Here is a 24,566-nt window from a genome sequence, read left to right as displayed (position 1 = left end):
GACCGTTTGTGAGTCTCAATATGATGATAAGGAGGAGACCAGGGTGGCAGAACCGTTAACCGTATCCCCCGAACTCACTGCGAACTATGCGTATTTTTTTGACCTTGATGGCACATTGGCAGAGATAAAGCCTCATCCCGATCAGGTAGTGGTACCGCATAAAATCCTTCAGTTGTTAGACCGTCTCGCGGCGCACAACGCAGGGGCACTGGCATTGATTTCAGGGCGTTCAATGACTGAGCTGGATGCTTTGGCGAAGCCTTTTCGCTTTCCGCTCGCTGGCGTTCACGGTGCAGAGCGTCGTGACATCAATGGTAAAACCCATATCGTGCGCCTTCCTGAAGCGGTAGTCCGTGAGGTGGAGGCGTTATTACGTTCGACGCTTGTAGCGCTGCCCGGAACGGAGCTGGAGACGAAGGGGATGGCGTTTGCGCTGCACTACCGTCAGGCTCCGGAACATGAAGCGGCGCTATTGGCGCTTGCGCAACACGTTACGCAGCACTGGCCGCAACTGGCGTTGCAGCCTGGTAAATGTGTTGTGGAAATCAAACCTAAGGGAACCAATAAAGGCGAAGCCATTGCCGCCTTTATGCAGGAGGCGCCCTTTGCGGGACGGATTCCCGTTTTTGTGGGCGACGATTTGACCGATGAGGCTGGCTTTGGCGTGGTGAATCACGCTGGCGGAATTTCCGTAAAAGTGGGCGTCGGGGCAACCCAGGCGGCATGGCGGCTGGAAAGCGTACCCGATGTCTGGCGCTGGCTGGAGCAAATCAATTATCCACAACAAGAACAACAAGTAATGAATAACAGGAGAGATGGCTATGAGTCGTTTAGTCGTAGTATCTAATCGAATTGCCCCCCCGGATAATAAAGGCGGCGCCGGCGGCCTCGCCGTTGGCGTGCTTGGCGCGCTAAAAGCGGCTGGCGGGTTGTGGTTCGGCTGGAGTGGCGAGACAGGTAACGAGGATGAGCCATTAAAAAAGGTGACAAAAGGTAATATTACCTGGGCATCGTTTAACCTGAGTGAACAAGATTACGAAGATTATTACTGTCAATTTTCCAATGCGGTTCTCTGGCCTGCGTTCCATTATCGTCTGGACCTGGTACAGTTTCAGCGTCCTGCATGGGAAGGCTATATGCGGGTGAATGCGTTATTAGCGGATAAGTTATTGCCCCTTATTAAAGAGAACGACATCATTTGGGTGCATGACTACCACCTGTTACCGTTCGCCAGCGAGCTGCGTAAACGCGGCGTGAACAACCGAATTGGTTTTTTCCTGCATATTCCATTCCCGACCCCGGAGATTTTTAACGCTTTACCGCCGCATGATGAACTGCTGGAGCAGTTGTGTGACTTTGATCTGCTCGGGTTCCAGACAGAAAATGATCGCCTGGCTTTTCTGGATAGCCTTTCGAGTCAAACGCGAGTCACGACTCGCAGCGGCAAGCAGCATATCGCGTGGGGTAAAGACTTCCAGACAGAAGTGTATCCTATCGGTATTGAGCCCGATGAGATTGCTCTGCAGGCAGCCGGGCCGTTGCCGCCTAAACTGGCGCAGCTCAAGGCGGAACTGAAAAATGTGAAGAATATTTTTTCCGTTGAGCGGCTGGATTATTCGAAAGGGCTGCCGGAACGCTTTCTGGCGTATGAAGCGCTACTGGAAAACTACCCGCAGCATCGGGGAAAAATTCGTTATACCCAAATTGCGCCTACGTCACGCGGCGAAGTACAGGCATATCAGGATATTCGCCACCAGCTTGAGACGGAAGCAGGCCGGATTAATGGGAAATATGGACAATTGGGCTGGACGCCGCTCTATTATCTGAATCAGCATTTTGACCGTAAACTGTTAATGAAGATATTCCGTTATTCAGACGTCGGACTCGTCACCCCGTTGCGTGACGGGATGAACCTGGTGGCGAAAGAGTTTGTCGCCGCGCAGGACCCCGCTAATCCTGGCGTACTGGTACTGTCACAGTTTGCCGGCGCGGCGAATGAACTGACGTCGGCGTTAATCGTCAATCCTTACGATCGGGATGACGTGGCGGCGGCGCTCAATCGTGCGTTAACGATGCCCCTTGCCGAGCGTATTTCGCGCCATGCGGAAATGCTGGACGTGATCGTTAAAAATGACATTAACCGCTGGCAGGAGCGTTTTATTCATGACCTAAAGGAGGTCACGCCGCGTAGCCCTGAGCGTCAGCAGCAGAACAACGTGGCGACGTTCCCTAAGCTGGCCTGAAATATTGCGAGCGGCGACTAGTCGCCCGCTAACGGCACCAGCAACACATCTACCTGGCTGGCGCTGACGACACTTTTTGCCGAGCAGGACGCGCGCGAAAAGAAACTGTGGTTATGGTTGCCGCAAATGACCAGATCAACATGGTGTTTGCGGCACACAGCCAAAATATGCTGGCTTAACTCACCTGATGCGATGAAAGTTTGTTCAATCGGATAATCCGCCTTTTCCCCCAGCATCTTAAGAAAATTCTCAGTTTCCTCATGCATAACCGCGCGTAAATCCTCCATCATGGGCGCGGCGAACTGGTTATACAGTTCGGGATCGGAAGCGAGAGTAATCAGGCTTACTTTCGCCTGAACAGGGCGGGCGATAGAGACCGCTTTAGCCAGTAGCTGGTGACTTTCCGGGGTGACGGCAACGGCGACAAGAATATGGGTGTAGCTCATAACTCGCTCCTTGATTGCAAGAATATGAGATTGTGCTTTAGCTTTACTCTGTTTAGCGCATTTCTGCAATGCGCTAATGCCACATTAATGTGAAGGACATCATAATTAATCATTAATTATTCTTATGTAAAGAATCGTGGCATAAGACACTTTTTACACACCACCAGGATGCTTTATTTAAACGGGTGAACAAGGAAAGCTAAAAGTTAAATCAAATGAGCTTATTTTTAACAGAGGAGGGCGTATGCTGTGACGAGATTAATTAATAACGTTTAATATTTAAGCCACTGTTTACTAAAGGTAAAATAGAATCGTTTCTAAAATAGAAATAATAGCCTGTTATCTATTATCCTGGCGTTATTTTAACAGAGAGAAACAAAAAAGAATTTGGTGTTGACGTACCCCTATTCAGCAGTGTGGAATAGAAAAAGTGAACATTAGGTTATTAATTAAACAAAGTAAAAGCCATGCTGATGGTTTTATAGTAAGTATTCTGTTAAATTATGTGATCTACATCACATATTTTCTAAAATCGCCGTCCCGCTCCGTTGTATGTCACGAAGCTGACGAGTAGAGTTGCGTCGAATTAGGAAAAATCTTAGGCATTTGTAAAAATTGATGTAAACGTGTAAGGCGAATCTCAGTGGGAAGCTGCGTTATACGTCACAATGTCCACAATGTCTGAGCGCTGCTATGCATTTGACCTTTTTGCTTCTTTTACCGGGCCTTCCCGGCGACATCACGGGGTGCGGCTACGTCGCACAAAAATAAAGTTGGTTATTCTGGATGGGAACAATGCATACATCCGAGTTGCTAAAACACATTTATGACATCAATTTGTCATATTTACTCCTTGCACAGCGTTTGATCGTCCAGGACAAAGCATCTGCGATGTTCCGCCTCGGTATCAACGAAGAGATGGCAAACACACTGGGCGCGTTGACCTTGCCGCAGATGGTTAAACTGGCGGAGACGAACCAGTTAGTTTGTCATTTCCGGTTTGACGATCATCAGACGATCACCCGTTTGACTCAGGATTCGCGTGTCGATGATTTACAGCAGATTCACACAGGTATCATGCTTTCAACGCGTCTGCTCAATGAAGTGGACGATACGGCGCGTAAGAAAAGGGCATGATAATGAGTGAAAAAAGCATTGTTCAGGAAGCTCGCGATATCCAGTTGGCGATGGAGTTGATTAATCTTGGCGCTCGTCTACAAATGCTGGAAAGCGAAACACAGCTCAGCCGTGGTCGCCTCATCAGGCTGTACAAAGAATTACGCGGTAGCCCGCCGCCTAAAGGGATGCTGCCATTTTCGACAGACTGGTTTATGACCTGGGAGCAAAATATTCATGCCTCCATGTTCTGCAACGCCTGGCAATTTTTACTGAAGACCGGCTTATGCAGCGGTGTGGATGCGGTGATTAAAGCTTATCGGCTTTATCTTGAGCAGTGTCCGCAACCGCCTGAAGGGCCGTTGTTGGCGCTGACTCGCGCATGGACGCTGGTGCGTTTTGTTGAAAGTGGGTTGCTTGAATTGTCGAGTTGTAACTGCTGCGGTGGGAACTTTATTACCCATGCGCATCAGCCCGTGGGCAGCTTTGCGTGTAGTTTATGCCAGCCGCCATCCCGCGCAGTAAAAAGACGTAAACTTTCCCGAGATGCTGCCGATATTATTCCACAACTGCTGGATGAACAGATCGAACAGGCTGTTTAACCGAAACGGTGTGGACAAACACTCCAGCAGCGGTAAGTCATTACCGCTGCTTTTTTTTGCCTTGCCTTCGCGTTAATCGCCCGACTGCGCATCCTGTCATAGTCAACAGCGGAAGGATGATGTCGTGCTTATCTTATTAGGTTACCTGGTGGTTATCGGTACAGTTTTCGGCGGTTATGTCATGACCGGCGGACACCTTGGGGCACTCTATCAACCTGCTGAACTGGTCATCATTGGCGGCGCGGGGATAGGGGCGTTCATTGTCGGCAACAACGGGAAGGCCATCAAAGGCACGATGAAAGCGATCCCGTTGTTATTTCGTCGTTCGAAATACACGAAATCTATGTACATGGATTTGCTGGCGTTGCTCTATCGCCTGATGGCCAAATCACGCCAGCAGGGGATGTTCTCCCTTGAACGCGATATTGAAAATCCGAAAGAGAGTGAAATCTTCGCCAGTTATCCGCGTATTCTGGCCGATGCGGTAATGCTTGATTTTATTGTCGATTATCTGCGCCTGATCATCAGCGGCAACATGAATACGTTCGAAATTGAAGCGTTGATGGATGAAGAGATTGAAACCCATGAAAGCGAGGCGGAAGTCCCGGCCAACAGTCTGGCGATGGTGGGGGATTCGCTGCCTGCCTTTGGTATCGTCGCGGCGGTAATGGGGGTGGTTCACGCTCTGGCTTCAGCCGATCGTCCGGCAGCGGAGTTGGGGGCGCTGATTGCCCATGCCATGGTAGGTACGTTCCTCGGTATTTTACTGGCTTATGGATTCATTTCACCGTTAGCGACCGTTTTGCGCCAGAAGAGCGCCGAAACCACCAAGATGATGCAGTGCGTAAAAATTACACTGCTGTCTAATCTGAACGGCTATGCGCCGCCGATTGCCGTGGAATTTGGTCGTAAAACGCTTTATTCCAGTGAGCGTCCATCGTTTATTGAGTTGGAAGAACACGTTCGCGCAGTGAGAAACCCAAACCAGCAGCAGACGACTGAGGAAGCATGAAAAATCAGGCTCATCCCATTGTCGTCGTAAAACGCCGCAGGCACAAACCGCACGGCGGCGGGGCGCACGGTTCCTGGAAAATTGCCTACGCCGATTTTATGACGGCGATGATGGCTTTTTTTCTGGTGATGTGGCTGATTTCCATCTCCAGCCCTAAAGAATTAATTCAGATTGCCGAATATTTTCGTACGCCGTTGGCCACCGCGGTAACGGGGGGGAACCGGATTGCCAATAGCGAGAGCCCGATACCAGGCGGCGGCGATGATTACACCCAACAGCAGGGTGAAGTGGAAAAGCAGCCGAATATCGACGAGCTGAAAAAACGGATGGAGCAGAGTCGGTTAAACAAACTGCGCGGCGATCTGGATCAGCTGATCGAATCCGATCCCAAACTGCGCGCGTTACGTCCGCATCTGAAAATTGATTTAGTTCAGGAGGGGTTGCGCATCCAGATTATCGACAGCCAGAACCGCCCGATGTTTAAAACCGGCAGCGCCGAAGTTGAGCCGTATATGCGCGATATCCTGCGTGCGATTGCGCCAGTGTTAAACGGTATACCTAATCGCATTAGCCTGGCCGGCCATACCGATGACTTTCCCTACGCGAACGGCGAAAAAGGCTATAGCAACTGGGAGTTATCCGCCGATCGCGCCAATGCCTCGCGTCGCGAACTGGTCGCTGGCGGGCTGGATAACGGAAAAGTATTACGGGTGGTTGGCATGGCCGCCACGATGCGGCTGAGCGATCGCGGTCCTGATGACGCCATCAACCGCCGTATAAGCCTGCTGGTGTTAAACAAACAGGCGGAACAGGCCATTTTGCATGAAAACGCTGAAAGCCAGAATGAGCCGGTAAGTGTATTACAACAGCCTGCGGCAGCCCCGCCGGCAAGCGTACCCACATCGCCAAAAGCGGAACCGAGGTGATAGCGTGAGCATGGATATTAGCGATTTTTATCAGACATTTTTTGATGAAGCTGACGAGCTGTTGGCTGATATGGAGCAGCATCTGCTGGATTTGGTGCCGGAATCCCCGGACGCTGAACAACTGAACGCCATTTTTCGCGCGGCGCACTCCATTAAAGGCGGCGCGGGCACATTCGGCTTCACTATTCTGCAGGAAACCACGCATTTAATGGAAAACCTGCTGGATGAAGCCCGACGCGGTGAAATGCAGCTCAATACCGACATTATCAACCTGTTTTTGGAAACGAAAGATATTATGCAGGAACAGCTCGACGCCTATAAAAACTCCGAAGAGCCGGATGCCGCAAGCTTCGAATATATCTGCAATGCGCTACGCCAGTTGGCGCTGGAGGCGAAAGGCGAAACCACGCCGGCGGTCGTAGAAACCGCGGCACTAAGCGCGGCGATCCAGGAAGAGAGCGTAGCCGAAACTGAATCGCCTCGTGACGAGAGTAAACTGCGCATTGTACTTTCACGGTTGAAAGCCAATGAGGTCGATCTGCTTGAAGAAGAGTTGGGCAATCTGGCTACTCTGACGGATGTCGTTAAGGGAGCGGATTCACTGTCGGCAACTCTGGATGGCAGCGTCGCGGAAGATGACATTGTCGCGGTGCTCTGTTTTGTCATCGAGGCCGATCAGATCGCTTTTGAAAAAGTGGTCGCCGCGCCCGTGGAAAAAGCGCAAGAGAAAACCGAGGTAGCGCCGGTAGCGCCTCCGGCAGTCGTTGCGCCAGCCGCCAAAAGCGCGGCCCATGAACATCATGCGGGGCGTGAAAAACCTGCGCGTGAACGCGAGTCCACCAGCATTCGCGTGGCGGTAGAGAAAGTGGATCAGCTCATAAACCTGGTCGGCGAGTTAGTGATTACCCAGTCAATGTTGGCCCAGCGTTCTAACGAGCTGGACCCGGTAAACCACGGCGATCTCATTACCAGTATGGGGCAGTTACAACGTAACGCCCGCGACTTACAAGAGTCGGTGATGTCGATTCGCATGATGCCTATGGAGTATGTCTTCAGCCGTTTCCCGCGTCTGGTACGCGATTTAGCGGGCAAACTGGGCAAGCAGGTAGAGTTGACGCTGGTGGGGAGCTCCACTGAACTTGATAAAAGCCTGATCGAACGCATTATCGACCCGCTGACGCACCTGGTGCGCAACAGTCTCGACCACGGGATTGAAATGCCGGAAAAACGCCTTGAGGCGGGGAAAAATGTTGTCGGCAATCTGATCCTTTCCGCAGAACATCAGGGCGGGAATATTTGTATTGAAGTGACCGATGACGGCGCGGGGCTTAACCGTGAGCGTATCCTGGCGAAGGCCATGTCGCAGGGGATGGCGGTGAATGAAAACATGACCGACGATGAAGTAGGCATGTTGATCTTCGCGCCGGGATTCTCAACTGCGGAACAGGTCACGGATGTCTCCGGTCGCGGCGTTGGCATGGATGTGGTGAAACGTAACATTCAGGAGATGGGCGGTCACGTTGAGATCCAGTCAAAACAAGGCTCCGGCACCACGATTCGTATTCTGCTGCCGTTGACGCTGGCCATCCTCGATGGGATGTCGGTTCGCGTGGCGGGGGAAGTTTTTATCCTGCCGTTAAATGCGGTGATGGAGTCGCTGCAACCGCGTGAAGAGGATCTTCATCCGCTGGCGGGCGGCGAACGGGTTCTGGAAGTTCGCGGCGAGTATTTGCCGCTGGTCGAATTGTGGAAAGTGTTTGACGTGGACGGGGCGAAAACCGAAGCCACGCAGGGCATTGTTGTGATCCTGCAAAGCGCGGGACGCCGTTACGCGCTGCTGGTCGATCAGCTCATCGGTCAGCACCAGGTGGTGGTCAAAAATCTGGAAAGCAATTATCGCAAGGTACCGGGGATTTCCGCCGCGACGATCCTGGGCGACGGCAGCGTCGCGCTGATTGTTGATGTTTCCGCATTGCAGGGTTTAAACCGCGAACAACGTATGGCGATCACAGCCGCCTGATTGAGTGAGAAGGGAATAATATGACCGGTATGAGTAATGTAAGCAAACTGGCCGGCGAGCCGTCAGGTCAGGAATTCCTGGTGTTTACACTGGGAAATGAAGAGTACGGCATCGATATCCTGAAAGTGCAGGAGATCCGTGGCTATGACCAGGTGACGCGCATCGCCAATACTCCGGCCTTTATAAAAGGGGTGACTAACCTGCGCGGCGTGATTGTCCCCATTGTCGATCTGCGCGTGAAATTCTGCGAAGGCGACGTAGAGTACGATGACAATACGGTAGTGATCGTACTGAATCTGGGGCAACGCGTCGTCGGGATAGTGGTAGACGGCGTGTCTGACGTACTGTCGTTAACGGCGGAACAGATCCGTCCGGCGCCAGAATTTGCCGTGACCTTGTCAACAGAATATTTGACGGGATTGGGTGCGCTCGGCGAGCGTATGCTGATTCTGGTGAATATCGAAAAACTGCTTAACAGCGAAGAGATGGCGCTGCTGGATATCGCAGCATCACACGTCGCGTAATAACGTTGCCGGATGGCGTCGCGCCATCCGGCAATATTCACCGTTATGCTTCCACCAACGGTGAGAGTGCCTCTTCACCGCCCGCGCCCAGCCCCTGCATTTTGCGCCGACATCGTCGCTGCGACGCTGTTATTGTCAATATCGTCTTCCGGAACAGCGTATTTCCTTTTTGCAAAAGTAAAGTTATCACCGCAGGTGCCGATAACGTTGGTAACTCGTTATCAGGAAGGTGCCTTATGTTTAACCGTATCCGCGTTGTCACAATGCTGATGATGGTGCTGGGGGTTTTCGCACTGCTACAGCTTGTTTCCGGTGGTTTGCTGTTTTCTTCATTACAGCATAACCAGCAAGGTTTTGTTATTTCTAACGAATTACGCCAGCAACAAAGCGAACTCACGTCGACATGGGACTTAATGCTGCAAACGCGCATTAACCTGAGCCGCTCCGCCGCACGCATGATGATGGACGCTTCTAACCAGCAGAGCAGCGCCAAAACGGATTTACTCCAGAATGCAAAAACGACCCTCGCACAGGCGGCGGCGCACTACGCCAATTTCAAAAACATGACGCCATTGCCAGCGATGGCGGAGGCCAGCGCGAACGTCGATGAAAAATATCAGCGCTATCAGGCCGCATTAGCCGAACTTATTCAGTTTCTGGACAATGGCAATATGGATGCCTACTTCGCCCAGCCAACCCAGGGAATGCAAAACGCGTTGGGCGAGGCGCTGGGCAATTACGCCCGGGTGAGCGAAAACCTGTACCGCCAGACATTTGATCAAAGCGCTCATGACTACCGTTTTGCGCAATGGCAACTGGGGGTTCTTGCGGTCGTGCTGGTGCTGATTTTGATGGTGGTTTGGTTCGGCATTCGTCATGCCCTGCTTAACCCATTAGCGCGAGTGATTACTCATATCCGTGAAATTGCCAGCGGCGACCTGACGAAAACGCTCACCGTCTCAGGGCGTAATGAAATTGGCGAACTGGCGGGAACGGTTGAACATATGCAACGCTCGCTGATTGACACCGTGACGCAGGTTCGCGAAGGTTCGGATGCGATTTATTCCGGCACCAGTGAAATTGCCGCCGGTAATACCGACCTCTCTTCCCGTACCGAACAGCAGGCCTCCGCTCTGGAGGAGACGGCTGCCAGCATGGAACAACTGACGGCCACCGTGAAGCAAAACGCCGATAACGCCCGTCAGGCTTCGCAACTGGCGCAAAGCGCCTCCGAGACCGCGCGTCATGGCGGCAAAGTGGTCGACGGCGTGGTAAACACCATGCACGAAATTGCCGACAGTTCGAAAAAAATCGCTGACATTATCAGCGTTATCGACGGTATTGCTTTCCAGACAAACATTCTGGCGCTGAACGCGGCGGTAGAAGCGGCGCGCGCGGGAGAGCAGGGGCGCGGTTTTGCGGTCGTGGCAGGCGAGGTGCGTAATCTGGCCAGCCGCAGCGCCCAGGCGGCGAAAGAAATAAAAGCGTTGATTGAAGATTCCGTCTCGCGTGTCGATACCGGTTCAGTGCTGGTGGAAAGCGCCGGGGAAACCATGACTGACATCGTCAATGCCGTTACGCGCGTCACGGATATCATGGGCGAAATCGCCTCCGCTTCGGATGAGCAAAGCCGGGGTATCGATCAGGTCGCTTTGGCCGTTTCCGAAATGGATCGCGTAACGCAACAGAACGCCTCGCTGGTTCAGGAGTCCGCAGCGGCCGCCGCCGCGCTGGAAGAGCAGGCCAGCCGTCTGACCCAGGCGGTATCGGCTTTCCGCCTGGCATCGCGACCGCTGGCGGTAAATAAGCCTGAGATGCGTTTGTCAGCGGACGCTCAGTCCGGCAATACGCCACGGCCCTTAGCCGCCGGGGATGATGCGAACTGGGAAACCTTTTGATCGACGTGTGCTGTCGGTTCTCGATTAATTTGCGAACCCGCCGATCCCTTTCGTCTGGTTCGCATAGATAAAAGCAAAAAATGTGTAATACGGGAAGCATGGCGCTGCCGCAGGGCGCGCCCGTTGTACTTTGAATGTGATTAAGAAGGCGCTATGACATCATCTCTGCCCTCCGGGCAAACGTCAGTATTGTTACAGATGACACAGCGCCTCGCGCTGTCCGACGCGCATTTTCGTCGGATATGTCAATTAATCTACCAGCGCGCAGGGATCGTGCTGGCCGACCATAAGCGGGATATGGTTTATAACCGCCTGGTCCGTCGGCTGCGTGCCCTGGGACTGGATGATTTTGGCCGTTATCTCAGTATGCTGGAGGCTAATCAAAACAGCGCTGAGTGGCAGGCTTTTATCAACGCTCTGACTACCAACCTGACCGCTTTTTTTCGCGAGGCGCACCATTTTCCCATCCTTGCGGAACATGCGCGTCGCCGCCACGGCGAGTACCGCGTCTGGAGTGCGGCGGCATCGACAGGAGAAGAACCTTACAGTATCGCCATTACGCTGGCGGATGCGTTGGGGATGGCCCCCGGTCGCTGGAAAGTATTCGCCAGCGATATTGATACTGAAGTGCTGGAAAAAGCGAGAAGCGGTATTTATCGCCTCAGCGAACTGAAAACGTTATCGCCGCAGCAGCTACAACGTTACTTCATGCGCGGTACGGGGCCGCATGAAGGACTGGTGCGCGTGCGTCAGGAACTGGTCAATTATGTTGAATTTTCCTCCGTTAATTTGTTGGAAAAGCAGTACAACGTACCCGGTCCCTTTGACGCGATTTTTTGCCGTAATGTCATGATCTATTTTGATAAAACGACTCAGGAGGACATTCTGCGCCGTTTTGTTCCACTCCTTAAACCTGACGGACTGTTGTTTGCCGGTCACTCAGAAAACTTTAGCAACCTCGTGCGCGAGTTTAGCCTGCGCGGACAGACGGTGTATGCGCTAAGTAAGGATAAAGCATGAGTAAAATCAGGGTATTGTCAGTTGATGATTCCGCGTTAATGCGCCAAATCATGACTGAAATTATTAATAGCCATAGCGATATGGAGATGGTGGCGACTGCGCCGGACCCGTTGGTCGCCAGGGATCTCATCAAAAAATTTAATCCGGACGTATTGACCCTGGACGTTGAGATGCCGCGTATGGACGGCCTCGATTTTCTGGAAAAACTGATGCGCCTGCGACCGATGCCGGTGGTGATGGTCTCTTCGCTGACCGGTAAAGGTTCCGAAGTGACGCTACGGGCGCTGGAGTTGGGGGCCATCGATTTTGTCACTAAACCGCAGCTTGGCATTCGTGAAGGTATGCTGTCGTATAGCGAGATGATCGCCGAAAAAGTGCGTACCGCCGCGCGGGCCCGCATCGCCGCACATAAACCGATGGCGGCCCCGGCAACCTTAAAAGCCGGTCCGCTCCTCAGTTCGGAGAAACTGATTGCTATCGGCGCTTCAACGGGCGGTACTGAAGCTATCCGACATGTGCTGCAACCGCTGCCGCTTTCCAGTCCGGCAGTGATTATTACGCAGCATATGCCGCCTGGCTTTACCCGCTCGTTTGCCGAGCGTCTGAATAAACTCTGTCAAATCAGCGTGAAGGAGGCCGAGGACGGCGAACGCGTATTGCCAGGTCATGCCTACATTGCGCCCGGCGACAAGCATATGGAGCTGGCGCGTAGCGGGGCGAATTATCAAATCAAAATTCATGATGGCCCGCCGGTAAACCGGCATCGGCCTTCCGTGGATGTGCTGTTTCATTCGGTGGCGAAACACGCGGGGCGCAACGCCGTAGGCGTCATTCTTACGGGGATGGGCAACGATGGCGCCGCTGGAATGTTAGCGATGTACCAGGCTGGCGCCTGGACCATTGCGCAAAACGAAGCAAGTTGTGTGGTGTTCGGCATGCCGCGCGAGGCCATCAATATGGGTGGCGTAAGCGAAGTGGTCGATCTTAGCCAGGTAAGCCAGCAGATGCTGGCGAAAATCAGTGCCGGACAGGCGATACGTATTTGAACCAGGAGTAGTATTTTATGGCGGATAAAGAGCTTAAATTTTTGGTTGTGGATGACTTTTCGACCATGCGTCGTATCGTGCGCAACCTCTTAAAAGAGCTTGGATTTAACAATGTGGAAGAGGCCGAAGACGGCGTCGATGCGCTGAACAAGCTCCAGGCGGGCGGCTTTGGTTTTATTATCTCCGACTGGAACATGCCGAATATGGATGGCCTGGAGCTGCTGAAAACCATTCGCGCCGATAGCGCCATGTCGGCGTTACCCGTGTTGATGGTCACGGCGGAAGCCAAGAAAGAGAATATTATCGCCGCCGCACAGGCTGGCGCCAGCGGTTATGTCGTAAAACCGTTCACCGCAGCGACTTTGGAAGAGAAGCTCAACAAAATCTTTGAGAAACTGGGCATGTGAGGATGCGATGATGATGCAACCATCTATCAAGCCTGCTGATGAAGGCTCAGCAGGAGACATCATTGCGCGCATCGGTAGTCTGACCCGAATGCTGCGCGACAGCCTGCGTGAACTGGGACTGGACCAGGCGATTGCCGAAGCGGCGGAGGCGATCCCTGATGCGCGCGACCGTCTGGATTACGTCGTCCAGATGACGGCGCAGGCGGCGGAACGCGCGCTAAACAGTGTCGAAGCTTCGCAGCCGCATCAGGATGCGATGGAAAAAGAGGCGAAAGCGCTAACCCAACGTTGGGACGAGTGGTTTGACAATCCGATCGAGCTTTCCGACGCCCGTGAACTGGTGACGGATACGCGCCAGTTTCTCAGGGATGTCCCGGGCCATACCAGCTTTACTAACGCGCAACTGCTGGACATCATGATGGCGCAGGATTTCCAGGATCTGACGGGTCAGGTGATCAAACGCATGATGGACGTGATTCAGGAGATTGAGCGCCAGTTGTTAATGGTGCTGCTGGAAAACATCCCGGAACAGAGCGCGCGACCAAAACGCGAGAACGAAAGCTTACTCAACGGCCCGCAGGTGGATACCTCGAAAGCTGGCGTCGTCGCCAGTCAGGATCAGGTGGACGACCTGCTGGACAGTCTTGGCTTTTAAGCTTTTTTGACCTGATGGCGCTGCGCTTATCGGGTCCGAATCCGTCAACCAGGCCGGATACGAGACTTTCTTATCGTATCCGGCTATCTCTATTAACGCCATAAACCCCGCCTTTTTTACCGCTTACTCTGCCCATTGGCGTAAAGCGGTTCTGGCATCATTCTCGCTTATCAATCTATCCAGGGTTTGCTGCGTGGCAGAAGAGAGCGACGACGACAAAACAGAAGCCCCCACACCCCACCGACTTGAAAAAGCGCGGGAAGAAGGGCAGATCCCCCGTTCCAGAGAACTGACCTCACTGCTGATATTGCTGGTGGGCGTTTGTATTATTTGGTTCGGCGGCGAGTCGTTAGCGCGGCAGCTGGCGGGAATGCTCTCAGCAGGCCTGCACTTCGATCACCGTATGGTAAACGATCCTAACCTGATCCTGGGGCAGATAATTTTGCTGATTAAAGCGGCGATGATGGCACTGCTACCGCTCATCGCGGGCGTGGTGCTGGTGGCGCTTATCTCGCCGGTTATGCTTGGCGGCCTGATTTTTAGCGGTAAGTCGCTACAGCCAAAATTTTCTAAATTAAACCCGCTGCCGGGAATTAAGCGCATGTTTTCGGCGCAGACCGGCGCGGAACTGCTAAAAGCGGTGTTGAAATCCACGCTGGTCGGCTGCGTTACCGGCTTTTATCTCTGGCATAACTGGCCGCAAATGATGCGTCTGATGGCGGAGTCGCCGATCGTCGCAATGGGGAATGCGCTGGATCTGGTTGGACTCTGCGCGTTACTGGTGGTACTGGGCGTGATTCCGATGGTGGGATTTGACGTGTTTTTCCAGATCTTTAGCCACCTGAAAAAATTACGCATGTCGCGACAGGACATTCGCGACGAATTTAAAGAGAGCGAAGGCGATCCGCATGTTAAGGGCAAAATTCGCCAGATGCAACGCGCCGCCGCGCAGCGCCGCATGATGGAAGATGTGCCGAAAGCGGACGTCATTGTCACTAACCCGACACACTATTCCGTGGCGCTGCAGTATGACGAAAACAAAATGAGCGCGCCGAAAGTGGTCGCGAAGGGGGCTGGATTAATAGCGCTGCGCATTCGCGAGGTCGGCGCTGAACATCGGGTTCCCACTTTAGAAGCGCCGCCGCTGGCGCGGGCATTATATCGCCACGCCGAAATCGGTCAGCAAATTCCCGGGCAGTTATATGCTGCCGTTGCGGAAGTGTTGGCCTGGGTCTGGCAGCTTAAACGCTGGCGGCTTGCGGGCGGGCAACGTCCTCCACAACCTGAGAACCTTCCGGTGCCAGAAGCGCTGGATTTTATGAACGAGAAGAATACTGATGGCTAATCTGGTCGCGATGCTGCGCCTGCCCAGCAACCTGAAATCGACGCAATGGCAAATTCTTGCCGGGCCGATCCTCATTCTGCTGATTTTGTCGATGATGGTGCTGCCGCTACCTGCTTTTATCCTCGACTTATTGTTTACCTTTAATATTGCGCTATCGATTATGGTGCTGCTGGTGGCGATGTTTACCCAGCGTACTCTGGATTTTGCCGCGTTTCCGACCATTCTGCTGTTTACCACGCTACTGCGTCTGGCGCTTAACGTAGCCTCAACGCGCATTATTTTGATGGAAGGGCATACCGGCGCGGCGGCGGCGGGAAAGGTGGTGGAGGCGTTTGGTCATTTCCTGGTCGGCGGTAACTTCGCGATCGGGATTGTGGTTTTTATCATCCTCGTCATTATCAACTTCATGGTCATCACCAAAGGCGCCGGACGTATTGCCGAAGTCGGCGCGCGCTTTGTGCTGGACGGTATGCCCGGCAAGCAAATGGCGATTGACGCCGATCTTAATGCCGGTCTGATTGGTGAAGACGAGGCCAAAAAACGGCGTTCGGAAGTCACTCAGGAAGCCGATTTCTACGGCTCGATGGACGGGGCAAGTAAATTTGTGCGCGGCGACGCCATCGCCGGTATTCTCATCATGGTCATTAACGTGGTAGGCGGGCTGCTGGTCGGCGTATTGCAGCACGGAATGAGCATAGGCAGCGCGGCGGAAAGCTACACCCTGCTGACCATTGGCGACGGCCTGGTCGCCCAGATCCCGGCGCTGGTTATCTCCACGGCGGCGGGCGTCATTGTGACCCGCGTCAGTACCGATCAGGATGTAGGCGAGCAGATGGTTGGCCAACTGTTCAGTAATCCAAGGGTGATGCTGCTGGCGGCGGCGGTGCTGGGGCTGCTTGGCATGGTGCCAGGAATGCCTAACCTGGTATTTTTACTCTTTACCGCCGCTTTGCTCGGCCTGGCATGGTGGCTGCGCGGGCGTGAAGAAAAAGCGCCGGAGGAGCCGCAGCCGGTAAAAATGCCGGAAAATAACTCGGTGGTCGAAGCCACCTGGAATGACGTACAGCTTGAGGATTCACTGGGGATGGAAGTGGGCTACCGCCTGATCCCGATGGTGGATTTTCAACAGGATGGCGAATTGCTCGGACGTATTCGCAGTATTCGTAAAAAATTCGCGCAGGATATGGGGTTCCTGCCGCCGGTTGTCCATATTCGCGACAATATGGATTTACAGCCTGCGCGCTACCGTATTTTGATGAAAGGGGTAGAGATTGGCAGCGGGGACGCCTATCCGGGACGCTGGCTGGCTATTAACCCCGGCACGGCGGCGGGAACGCTACCGGGTGAGAAAACCGTCGATCCAGCTTTTGGCCTTGATGCCATCTGGATTGAAAGCGCCCTGAAAGAGCAGGCGCAAATTCAGGGCTTTACCGTTGTTGAAGCCAGTACCGTTGTGGCGACGCACCTTAACCACTTGATTGGCCAATTCTCCGCCGAACTGTTTGGCCGCCAGGAAGCGCAGCAACTGTTGGATCGTGTCTCTCAGGAGATGCCTAAACTCACGGAAGATCTGGTCCCCGGCGTCGTGACCCTCACGACTTTACATAAAGTCCTGCAAAACTTACTGGCGGAAAAAGTCCCGATTCGCGATATGCGCACCATTCTGGAAACGCTGGCGGAACATGCGCCGTTACAAAGCGATCCGCATGAATTAACCGCCGTGGTACGCGTGGCATTAGGACGAGCGATTACGCAACAGTGGTTCCCCGGTAATGAAGAAGTGCAGGTGATTGGCCTGGATACCGCGCTGGAGCGTTTGCTGCTTCAGGCATTGCAGGGCGGCGGTGGACTTGAGCCGGGGTTGGCGGATCGCCTGCTGGCGCAGACGCAAGAGGCGCTTTCTCGCCAGGAGATGCTTGGCGCGCCGCCGGTATTGCTGGTTAACCATGCGCTACGTCCATTATTGTCCCGCTTTTTGCGGCGCAGTTTACCGCAGCTGGTGGTGTTGTCGAACCTTGAGCTTTCCGATAACCGTCATATCCGCATGACGGCGACCATTGGAGGAAAATAATGCGTAAATGGCTGGCGTTGTTGCTCTTTCCCCTGACGGTTCAGGCCGCAGGCGAAGGCGCGTGGCAGGATAGCGGTATGGGCGTAACCTTAAATTACCGGGGCGTTTCCGCATCGTCTTCGCCATTGTCGGCGCGTCAGCCGGTTTCCGGTGTGATGACGTTGGTCGCCTGGCGTTATGAACTGAATGGCCCGACCCCCGCGGGCTTACGGGTACGTTTATGTTCCCAGTCCCGTTGCGTAGAACTTGATGGTCAGAGTGGCACGACCCACGGTTTTGCTCATGTTCCCGCAGTCGAGCCGCTCCGCTTTGTCTGGGAAGTCCCCGGCGGCGGCCGACTTATCCCGGCGTTAAAAGTGCGGAGCAATCAGGTGATTGTGAACTACCGCTAACCGCCCCTTTCTTTGCCAGGTAGCAGACCTGACTCTCTTTTTGAATAAATAGAAACGCCGTTTTATAAAATGGTGAGGTAGGTTGCCGGACTCTTTGCGTTTTTGCCATTTACGCTCTGGCAATGGCAGAAACAAAAAGGTTTCCGCCCAGCTTAGCTTTTACTGTAGCGAATCGACTGCGTCGGCGGTAAAACTGCACGCAGCACTGAATTCGACATTACACAGAGGTTAAGCAAATGATGGTTTATCCAGTCAAACACAGTCCGCTATTGCGTCAGCCTGAGCATTTTATCGCCAGAGATGAACTAAAAGCCCTGGTGCAAAAGGTGACGCATAACCTGGTCAATATTAAAGATGAGACAGGCGAATTTTTATTGCGACTGGACGACGGACGCGTGATCGATACTAAAGGCTGGGCCGGATGGGAGTGGACGCACGGCGTGGGCCTGTACGGAATGTATCACTATTACCAACAGACCGGTGACCAGACGATGCGTAAGATCATTGATGACTGGTTTGCCGATCGCTTTGCGGAAGGCGCGACGACGAAAAACGTTAATACGATGGCGCCGTTTTTAACGCTGGCGTATCGCTATGAAGAGACGCGTAATCCAGCGTATTTACCGTGGCTGGAAACGTGGGCCGAATGGGCGATGAATGAAATGCCCCGTACCGATCACGGCGGAATGCAGCACATCACGCTGGCGGAGGAAAATCATCAGCAGATGTGGGACGACACGCTAATGATGACGGTGCTGCCGCTGGCGAAAATCGGTAAGCTGTTGAACCGGTCGGAATATGTGGAAGAGGCAACCTATCAGTTCCTGCTACACGTGCAGAATTTGATGGATAAAGAGACGGGGCTGTGGTTCCACGGCTGGAGCTATGACGGTCATCATAACTTCGCTAACGCTCGCTGGGCGCGCGGCAACAGTTGGCTGACCATTGTGATCCCGGATTTTCTTGAACTGCTGGACTTGCCGGAAAACAATGCCGTGCGCCGTTACCTGGTCCAGGTACTGAATGCGCAGATCGCCGCGCTGGCGAAATGTCAGGATGAAAGTGGTTTGTGGCATACGCTGCTTGACGATCCGCACTCTTATCTTGAGGCGTCGGCGACGGCGGGTTTTGCCTACGGTATTCTTAAAGCGGTGCGCAAACGCTATGTCGAACGGCACTATGCGCAGGTGGCGGAAAAAGCTATTCGGGGGATAGTGAAACATATCTCGCCGGAAGGCGAACTGCTGCAAACGTCATTTGGCACTGGCATGGGCCACGATCTCGATTTTTACCGTCATATTCCGTTGACCTCTATGCCTTACGGGCAGGCGATGGCAATGCTGTGTTTGACGGAATATCTGCGTAACTATTTCTGATGTATGCGGATATTCCGGCCGTATCCTTGTCTGATGACGCTTTGCTTATTTGACTATGGCGCCTGATCCGGCTGTGTGGTATCAGCCTGTGGATCAAACAGGTGGTCAAGGATTTTTCGCATGATGGGCGCGGCGGTAACGCCGTCGCTTCCGCCGTTTTCCAGAATCAAGGCAATAGCGACCTTAGGGTTTTTATACGGTGCAAAAGCGGTATAAAACACATGATCGCGCAGGCGAATGGGGATCATTTTCGCGTTGTAGGTCTGATTTTCTTTCAGGCTAAATACCTGCGACGTGCCGCTTTTGGCCGCAATGCCGTAGGGCGCGGTGTGAAAGAACTTATAGCCCGTTCCGTTGGGTGCATTCGCCATGCCGTACATCGCCTGACGCACCAGTCCCCAGTATGGCGACGCCGGATCGGCTATCTGTGCCGGTGTTCCTGAAGGGCGATACGGAACCACCGTTTTGCCGCTCTCTTCATTGAGTAACAGGTGAGGGGCAATCACCTTACCGTTGTTGATGAGCGCCACCATCGCTTTTACCATCTGGATGGGGGTGGCAATCCAGTAGCCCTGGCCGATGCCGACAGAGATGGTATCGCCCTGATACCAGGCTTTTTTATGGACCCGCTGTTTCCATGCGCGGCTGGGAAGCAGCCCGTCATACTCTTCATTAAGGTCGATCCCCGTCGGTTTGCCATAGCCGAACTGAGACAACATCGTGTCGATACGGTCAATACCCATCATATAAGCAACCTGATAGAAAAAGGTATCCGCAGATTCCTCAATCGCTTTAGTGACATCCAGCATACCGTGTCCGGTTTTTTTCCAGTCCCGGTAATGCCGCTGCGTGCCGGGAAGCGTCCAGGTTGGCGCGCCAAAGAAGGTGGTTTGCGGCGTAATAATCCCGCATAACAGCGCGGACATCGCCATATAGGGTTTAACCGTTGACGCCGGGGGATAAAGCCCTTGCGTCACGCGGTTGATCAGCGGCAGATTTTTATCGTGCAGCAGTTTGCCGTAATCCTGATAGCTAATGCCTTTTACAAAGGGGTTCGGGTCGTAGCTGGGCATAGATACCATCGCCAGCACTGAACCATCGTGCGGATCTTCAACCAGTACGGCAGCACGCTGCCCGGCCAGCAAACTTTCAATGTACTCTTGTAAATGGAGATCCAGCGTCAGGTGAATATTCTTACCCGCGATGGGAGGAACGTCTTTCAGCAGGCGGACAATACGCCCGTGATTATCCACCTCGACCTCCTGATAACCGGTTTTGCCATGAAGATCGTTTTCGTAGTAACGCTCAATCCCCTGTTTACCGATGTTATGGTCCGCCGCGTAATTCTCTGCCAGCCCTTTTTTATCCAGCGCTTTAAGGTCGTTATCGTTTATCTTTGACACGTAACCGAGAACATGCGCCAGCTCCGCGCCGTAAGGATACTGCCGATCCTGATAGCTATTGATCGTGACGCCGTTGAAATGAAACTGATTGACCGCAAAGCGTGCGATTTCAACATCCGTTAGCGCGTTTTTGAGCACCACCGGACGATAGCGGCTACTGGATTTTAGCGCATGGCGAAAGTCGGCGATATCGTCGGGGGAGAGATCAACAATAGGGGTGAGCTGTTTTAGCAGCGCATCCATATCGGCAATTTTATAGGGCGTAACCGCGATATCATACCAGGTTACGTTACGCACCAGCGGAATGCCGTTGCGATCGTAAATGATGCCGCGCGTGGGCGCGACGGGTAGCATCTTGATATCGTTCTCATTCGAACGGGTGGTGTAGTAGTGGTGCTGGCGGATTTGCAAGTTATAGAGGTTGAAGATCAGGATACCAAAGCAGACAACCACTACACCAAACGCCACAATCACACGTCTCAGGAAGAGTTTCTCTTCCGCATCAAAGTCTTTAAAAGTCATTACCTGTACCTGAACAATCCGCCGCCTAATGATACGGGGCGGTCAGCGCCAGCACAGGTAAAAGATGTTCCATCTCTCTATAGAAATGTGTCATTCCTTGTGATTTGTTACAGATATACCGCTGTGGCAATAAAAAGGCCTGAGTCCGTTCCCCGGAATCAGGCCTGATGATGTTAACGACGACGCGTTTACATGCGTTCTACGGTTTCGATACCCAACGTATCCAGACCCAGTTTCAGCGTCTTCGCCGTCAGTTGCGCCAGTTTTAGGCGGCTATTGCGAACCGCGTCATTCTCGGCGCTGAGAATAGGGCAGTGCTCGTAGAAGCCGGAGAACAGCCCGGCGACGTCATACAGATACGCGCACATGACGTGCGGCGTACCTTCACGCGCGACCACCGTCAGGGTTTCTTCAAACTGCAGCAGACGGGCAGCGAGTTGCGCTTCGCGATCTTCGCTAATGATAACCGGCGCGCTCGCCAGCGCCTGCTCGTCGATGTCCGCTTTACGGAAAACAGACAGCACACGCGTATAGGCATACTGCATATAAGGAGCGGTATTGCCTTCGAAAGCCAACATATTATCCCAGTCGAAGATATAGTCAGTGGTGCGGTTTTTTGACAGATCGGCGTATTTCACCGCGCCAATACCGACGGCGTTAGCCAGTTTTTCCAGCTCGTCAGCCGGCATATCCGGGTTCTTCTCCGCCACCAGACGACGCGCGCGCTCCAGCGCCTCATCCAACAGATCCGCCAGTTTCACCGTACCGCCCGCGCGAGTTTTAAACGGTTTACCGTCTTTACCCAACATCATGCCGAACATGTGGTGTTCCAGCGGAACGGAATCCGGCACATAACCGGCTTTGCGCACAATGGTCCAGGCTTGCATCAGGTGCTGGTGCTGACGGGAGTCAATGTAGTAGAGCACGCGGTCGGCGTGCAGCGTTTCGTAACGGTATTTGGCGCAGGCGATATCGGTAGTGGTATACAGATAACCGCCATCTTTCTTCTGAATAATGACGCCCATCGGGTCGCCTTCCTTGTTTTTAAACTCATCAAGGAAAACCACCGTTGCGCCTTCGCTTTCAACCGCCAGGCCTTTGGCTTTCAGATCGGCGACGATGCCCGGCAGCATCGGATTATACAGACTTTCGCCCATCACATCGTCACGAGTCAAAGTGACGTTCAGACGATCATAAGTGATCTGGTTTTGCGTCATCGTGATGTCAACCAGCTTACGCCACATCTCACGGAAATAGGCATCACCGCTCTGCAATTTGACGACGTAGTTACGCGCGCGCTCGGCAAACGCTTCATCTTCGTCATAATGCTTTTTCGCATCGCGGTAGAATCCTTCGAGATCCGCCAGCGCCATGTCGCCCGCGTTTTCCTGCTGCTGTTTTTCCAGCCAGGCGATAAGCATACCGAACTGGGTGCCCCAGTCGCCGACGTGGTTAGCGCGAATAACATGATGGCCCAGAAACTCCAGCGTGCGCACTGCCGCATCGCCGATAATCGTGGAGCGTAGATGACCGACGTGCATCTCTTTCGCGACGTTGGGCGCGGAGTAGTCGACGACAATCGTCTGACGAGTCGGCTGAGAAACGCCCAGACGATCGGAGGCCAGCGCCTGTTGCACCTGTTCAGCGAGAAAAGCCGGTTCGAGGAAAATATTGATAAAGCCAGGGCCGGCGATTTCAACCTTGCTGGCGATGCCGCTGAGATCCAGATGAGTCAGCACCTGCTCTGCAAGTTGTCGGGGGGCCATACCCAGTTTTTTCGCAACTGCCATCATGCCGTTGGCCTGATAGTCGCCGAACTGAACTTTGGCTGACTGACGAACCTGGGGCTCGCAATCTGCAGGCGCGCCTGCAGCAATCATGGCCTGACTAACTTTTTCTGAGAGAAGAGCCTGAATATTCACCGGAATACCTTACGTTTATGAAGCGGACTGTATTGCCCGCGCCAGTTTAAGAATTAGGGCGGGAGTATACTGCAAATGCCCGTTGGCGTCAGCATTGCGCGCGCGGCGCGTCGCCTGAAATATACGCAACAATAATCTGCATAAGCATTCAATAAACGCCCAACCAAATCAAAGGTTGGTTGCCGGGGCGCAACAGCGTAAATTAGCGGTTTTCACAGCAAGAAGAGCGTCCTGATATGGCGAACTGGCAACACATTGATGAACTGCATGATATTTCCGCAGATTTACCGCGATTCACTCTGGCGTTCAGAGAACTTTCCACTCGCCTTGGTCTGCAGATTAGCGCCCTTGAGGCCGATCACATTTCATTGCGCTGTCACCAGAATACGACGGCGGAGCGTTGGCGTCGCGGTTTTGAACAATGCGGCGAGCTACTGTCGGAAAATATCATCAACGGCAGGCCGATTTGTCTGTTTAAACTGCATGAACCGGTATGTGTAGAACACTGGCGGTTTTCTGTTATTGAATTACCGTGGCCGGGAGAAAAACGCTATCCACACGAAGGGTGGGAGCATATTGAAATCGTGCTGCCCGGCGAGCCGGAGACCTTGAACGCGCGGGCTCTCGCATTGTTGTCGGATGAGGGGCTTAGTCAGCCGGGGATAGTGGTTAAAACCAGTTCGCCACAGGGCGAGCATGAACGTTTGCCAAACCCTACGCTGGCCGTGACCGATGGCCGCATCACGGTAAAATTTCATCCATGGTCGATTGAAGCGATTGTCGCCAGCGAACAGGCGGCCCATTAACCTGCCGAGCGGAGTGAATATGGCGTTACTTGAGATCTGTTGTTACAGCATGGAATGCGCGCTCACCGCGCAGCGAAACGGCGCGGATCGTATCGAACTGTGTGCCGCGCCGAAAGAAGGGGGGCTTACGCCTTCGCTGGGTGTCTTACGCAGCGTGCGCGAGCATATTACGATTCCCGTACATCCGATTATTCGTCCTCGCGGCGGAGATTTTTACTACACTGACGGCGAATTTGCCGCCATGCTGGAAGATATCCGTCTCGTCAGAGAGTTGGGTTTTCCCGGGCTGGTTACTGGCGTGTTGACCGTTGATGGGGATGTCGATATGTCGCGAATGGAAAAAATAATGGCGGCGGCCGGACCGCTGGCGGTGACATTCCACCGCGCCTTCGATATGTGCGCTAATCCCTTCAATGCGCTAAAGAATCTGGCTGACGCAGGCGTAGCAAGAGTACTGACTTCCGGACAAAAAGCCGATGCGGCGCAAGGTTTATCAATAATTATGGAACTTATTGCCCAGGGGGATGCTCCAACCATTATGGCTGGTGCGGGGGTTCGTGCAAATAACCTGCAGAATTTCCTCGATGCCGGAGTACGGGAAGTACACAGTTCCGCCGGAGTCTTACTGCCTTCGCCGATGCGCTATCGCAATCAGGGGTTATCGATGTCTGCCGATATACAGGCGGACGAGTATTCTCGCTATAGGGTAGAGGGTGCGGCGGTCGCTGAAATGAAAGGAATCATTGTTCGCCATCAGGCCAAATGATTTTTACCGTTGCATCATGTCGCCCAATATGATGCTTGCTCGTACCAG

At 53.4% G+C, this 24,566-nt stretch carries 23 protein-coding genes; 19 read left to right on the top strand and 4 right to left on the bottom strand.

What is annotated here, in order from left to right:
* Positions 1-43: 43 nt before the first annotated feature.
* Positions 44-847, top strand: coding sequence for a trehalose-phosphatase (gene otsB / locus J4614_RS04860; protein WP_000840114.1), 804 nt, complete (start codon positions 44-46; stop codon positions 845-847).
* Positions 822-2,243: an alpha,alpha-trehalose-phosphate synthase gene (gene otsA / locus J4614_RS04855; protein ID WP_000089042.1), complete on the top strand. Its 1,422-nt coding sequence runs from the start codon at positions 822-824 to the stop codon at positions 2,241-2,243. Before otsB ends, otsA begins: the two co-directional genes overlap by 26 nt.
* A gap of 17 nt (positions 2,244-2,260) precedes the next feature.
* Here the strand turns inward: otsA and uspC are convergent, their stop codons facing one another.
* Entirely contained in the window at positions 2,261-2,689 is a 429-nt protein-coding gene (uspC, locus tag J4614_RS04850; RefSeq protein WP_000122606.1) for a universal stress protein UspC, read from the bottom strand.
* On the bottom strand, positions 2,686-2,802 hold the full coding sequence (locus J4614_RS04845) for a hypothetical protein (protein WP_001604673.1): 117 nt from the start codon (positions 2,800-2,802) through the stop codon (positions 2,686-2,688). Before J4614_RS04845 ends, uspC begins: the two co-directional genes overlap by 4 nt.
* 682 nt (positions 2,803-3,484) lie before the next feature.
* Between J4614_RS04845 and flhD the strand changes: the two genes are divergently transcribed.
* The 15 genes from flhD to J4614_RS04770 all read left to right on the top strand — a co-directional run bounded on the left by flhD (position 3,485) and on the right by J4614_RS04770 (position 19,099).
* The gene (gene flhD / locus J4614_RS04840; RefSeq protein ID WP_001518146.1) at positions 3,485-3,826 is read left to right on the top strand and encodes a flagellar transcriptional regulator FlhD; all 342 of its coding nucleotides are present in this window, start codon (positions 3,485-3,487) and stop codon (positions 3,824-3,826) included.
* Positions 3,823-4,407, top strand: coding sequence for a flagellar transcriptional regulator FlhC (flhC, locus tag J4614_RS04835; RefSeq protein WP_000605987.1), 585 nt, complete (start codon positions 3,823-3,825; stop codon positions 4,405-4,407). The genes flhD and flhC overlap by 4 nt, the downstream gene beginning before the upstream one ends.
* A 124-nt stretch (positions 4,408-4,531) precedes the next feature.
* Entirely contained in the window at positions 4,532-5,419 is an 888-nt protein-coding gene (gene motA / locus J4614_RS04830; protein WP_000906312.1) for a flagellar motor stator protein MotA, read from the top strand.
* A complete protein-coding gene (gene motB, locus J4614_RS04825; RefSeq protein WP_000795653.1) occupies positions 5,416-6,345 on the top strand; it encodes a flagellar motor protein MotB in 930 nt (309 codons plus the stop codon). The genes motA and motB overlap by 4 nt, the downstream gene beginning before the upstream one ends.
* 4 nt (positions 6,346-6,349) lie before the next feature.
* Entirely contained in the window at positions 6,350-8,365 is a 2,016-nt protein-coding gene (cheA, locus tag J4614_RS04820; RefSeq protein WP_000061302.1) for a chemotaxis protein CheA, read from the top strand.
* Positions 8,366-8,385: 20 nt separating this feature from the next.
* Positions 8,386-8,889 (top strand): chemotaxis protein CheW, encoded by a 504-nt coding sequence (gene cheW / locus J4614_RS04815; protein WP_000147295.1) that lies wholly within the window; start codon positions 8,386-8,388, stop codon positions 8,887-8,889.
* A 236-nt stretch (positions 8,890-9,125) separates the two neighbouring features.
* The gene (gene tar, locus J4614_RS04810) at positions 9,126-10,787 is read left to right on the top strand and encodes a methyl-accepting chemotaxis protein II (protein WP_076166152.1); all 1,662 of its coding nucleotides are present in this window, start codon (positions 9,126-9,128) and stop codon (positions 10,785-10,787) included.
* A gap of 153 nt (positions 10,788-10,940) precedes the next feature.
* Positions 10,941-11,807, top strand: coding sequence for a protein-glutamate O-methyltransferase CheR (cheR, locus tag J4614_RS04805; RefSeq protein WP_079980528.1), 867 nt, complete (start codon positions 10,941-10,943; stop codon positions 11,805-11,807).
* Positions 11,804-12,853, top strand: a complete 1,050-nt coding sequence (gene cheB / locus J4614_RS04800) for a protein-glutamate methylesterase/protein glutamine deamidase (RefSeq protein WP_000036404.1) — start codon at positions 11,804-11,806, stop codon at positions 12,851-12,853. Before cheR ends, cheB begins: the two co-directional genes overlap by 4 nt.
* 17 nt (positions 12,854-12,870) lie before the next feature.
* On the top strand, positions 12,871-13,260 hold the full coding sequence (cheY, locus tag J4614_RS04795; protein WP_000763861.1) for a chemotaxis response regulator CheY: 390 nt from the start codon (positions 12,871-12,873) through the stop codon (positions 13,258-13,260).
* 10 nt (positions 13,261-13,270) lie between these two features.
* Complete coding sequence (gene cheZ, locus J4614_RS04790; protein ID WP_000983586.1) at positions 13,271-13,915, top strand: protein phosphatase CheZ; 645 nt, start codon at positions 13,271-13,273, stop codon at positions 13,913-13,915.
* 193 nt (positions 13,916-14,108) lie between these two features.
* Positions 14,109-15,260 carry a flagellar biosynthesis protein FlhB gene (flhB, locus tag J4614_RS04785; RefSeq protein WP_208293081.1) on the top strand — a complete coding sequence of 384 codons (1,152 nt, stop codon included), beginning with the start codon at positions 14,109-14,111 and terminating at the stop codon, positions 15,258-15,260.
* Positions 15,253-17,331, top strand: a complete 2,079-nt coding sequence (flhA, locus tag J4614_RS04780; protein ID WP_000002386.1) for a flagellar biosynthesis protein FlhA — start codon at positions 15,253-15,255, stop codon at positions 17,329-17,331. Before flhB ends, flhA begins: the two co-directional genes overlap by 8 nt.
* Positions 17,331-17,723, top strand: coding sequence for a flagellar protein FlhE (flhe, locus tag J4614_RS04775; protein WP_001233619.1), 393 nt, complete (start codon positions 17,331-17,333; stop codon positions 17,721-17,723). Before flhA ends, flhe begins: the two co-directional genes overlap by 1 nt.
* A gap of 236 nt (positions 17,724-17,959) precedes the next feature.
* Positions 17,960-19,099, top strand: coding sequence for a glycoside hydrolase family 105 protein (locus J4614_RS04770; protein WP_208293080.1), 1,140 nt, complete (start codon positions 17,960-17,962; stop codon positions 19,097-19,099).
* 53 nt (positions 19,100-19,152) lie between these two features.
* On the opposite strand, the gene mrdA is transcribed toward J4614_RS04770, so the two are convergent.
* Both mrdA and argS read right to left on the bottom strand, forming a co-directional pair.
* Positions 19,153-21,024, bottom strand: a complete 1,872-nt coding sequence (gene mrdA / locus J4614_RS04765; RefSeq protein WP_052944134.1) for a penicillin-binding protein 2 — start codon at positions 21,022-21,024, stop codon at positions 19,153-19,155.
* A gap of 188 nt (positions 21,025-21,212) precedes the next feature.
* Positions 21,213-22,946, bottom strand: a complete 1,734-nt coding sequence (argS, locus tag J4614_RS04760; protein WP_001025358.1) for an arginine--tRNA ligase — start codon at positions 22,944-22,946, stop codon at positions 21,213-21,215.
* 236 nt (positions 22,947-23,182) lie between these two features.
* Between argS and J4614_RS04755 the strand changes: the two genes are divergently transcribed.
* Together J4614_RS04755 and cutC are read left to right on the top strand one after the other, a co-directional pair.
* Positions 23,183-23,752, top strand: a complete 570-nt coding sequence (locus tag J4614_RS04755) for a VOC family protein (protein ID WP_000024794.1) — start codon at positions 23,183-23,185, stop codon at positions 23,750-23,752.
* Positions 23,753-23,771: 19 nt separating this feature from the next.
* The gene (cutC, locus tag J4614_RS04750; protein WP_001185780.1) at positions 23,772-24,518 is read left to right on the top strand and encodes a copper homeostasis protein CutC; all 747 of its coding nucleotides are present in this window, start codon (positions 23,772-23,774) and stop codon (positions 24,516-24,518) included.
* The last annotated feature ends 48 nt before the right edge of the window (positions 24,519-24,566 follow it).

The sequence above is a fragment of the Salmonella sp. 32031103-2018-00083-FB-01-SM-01 genome (genome assembly GCF_017571995.1).
Taxonomy (GTDB): domain Bacteria; phylum Pseudomonadota; class Gammaproteobacteria; order Enterobacterales; family Enterobacteriaceae; genus Salmonella; species Salmonella enterica.
This window is presented reverse-complemented; position numbering and strand designations above follow the sequence as displayed.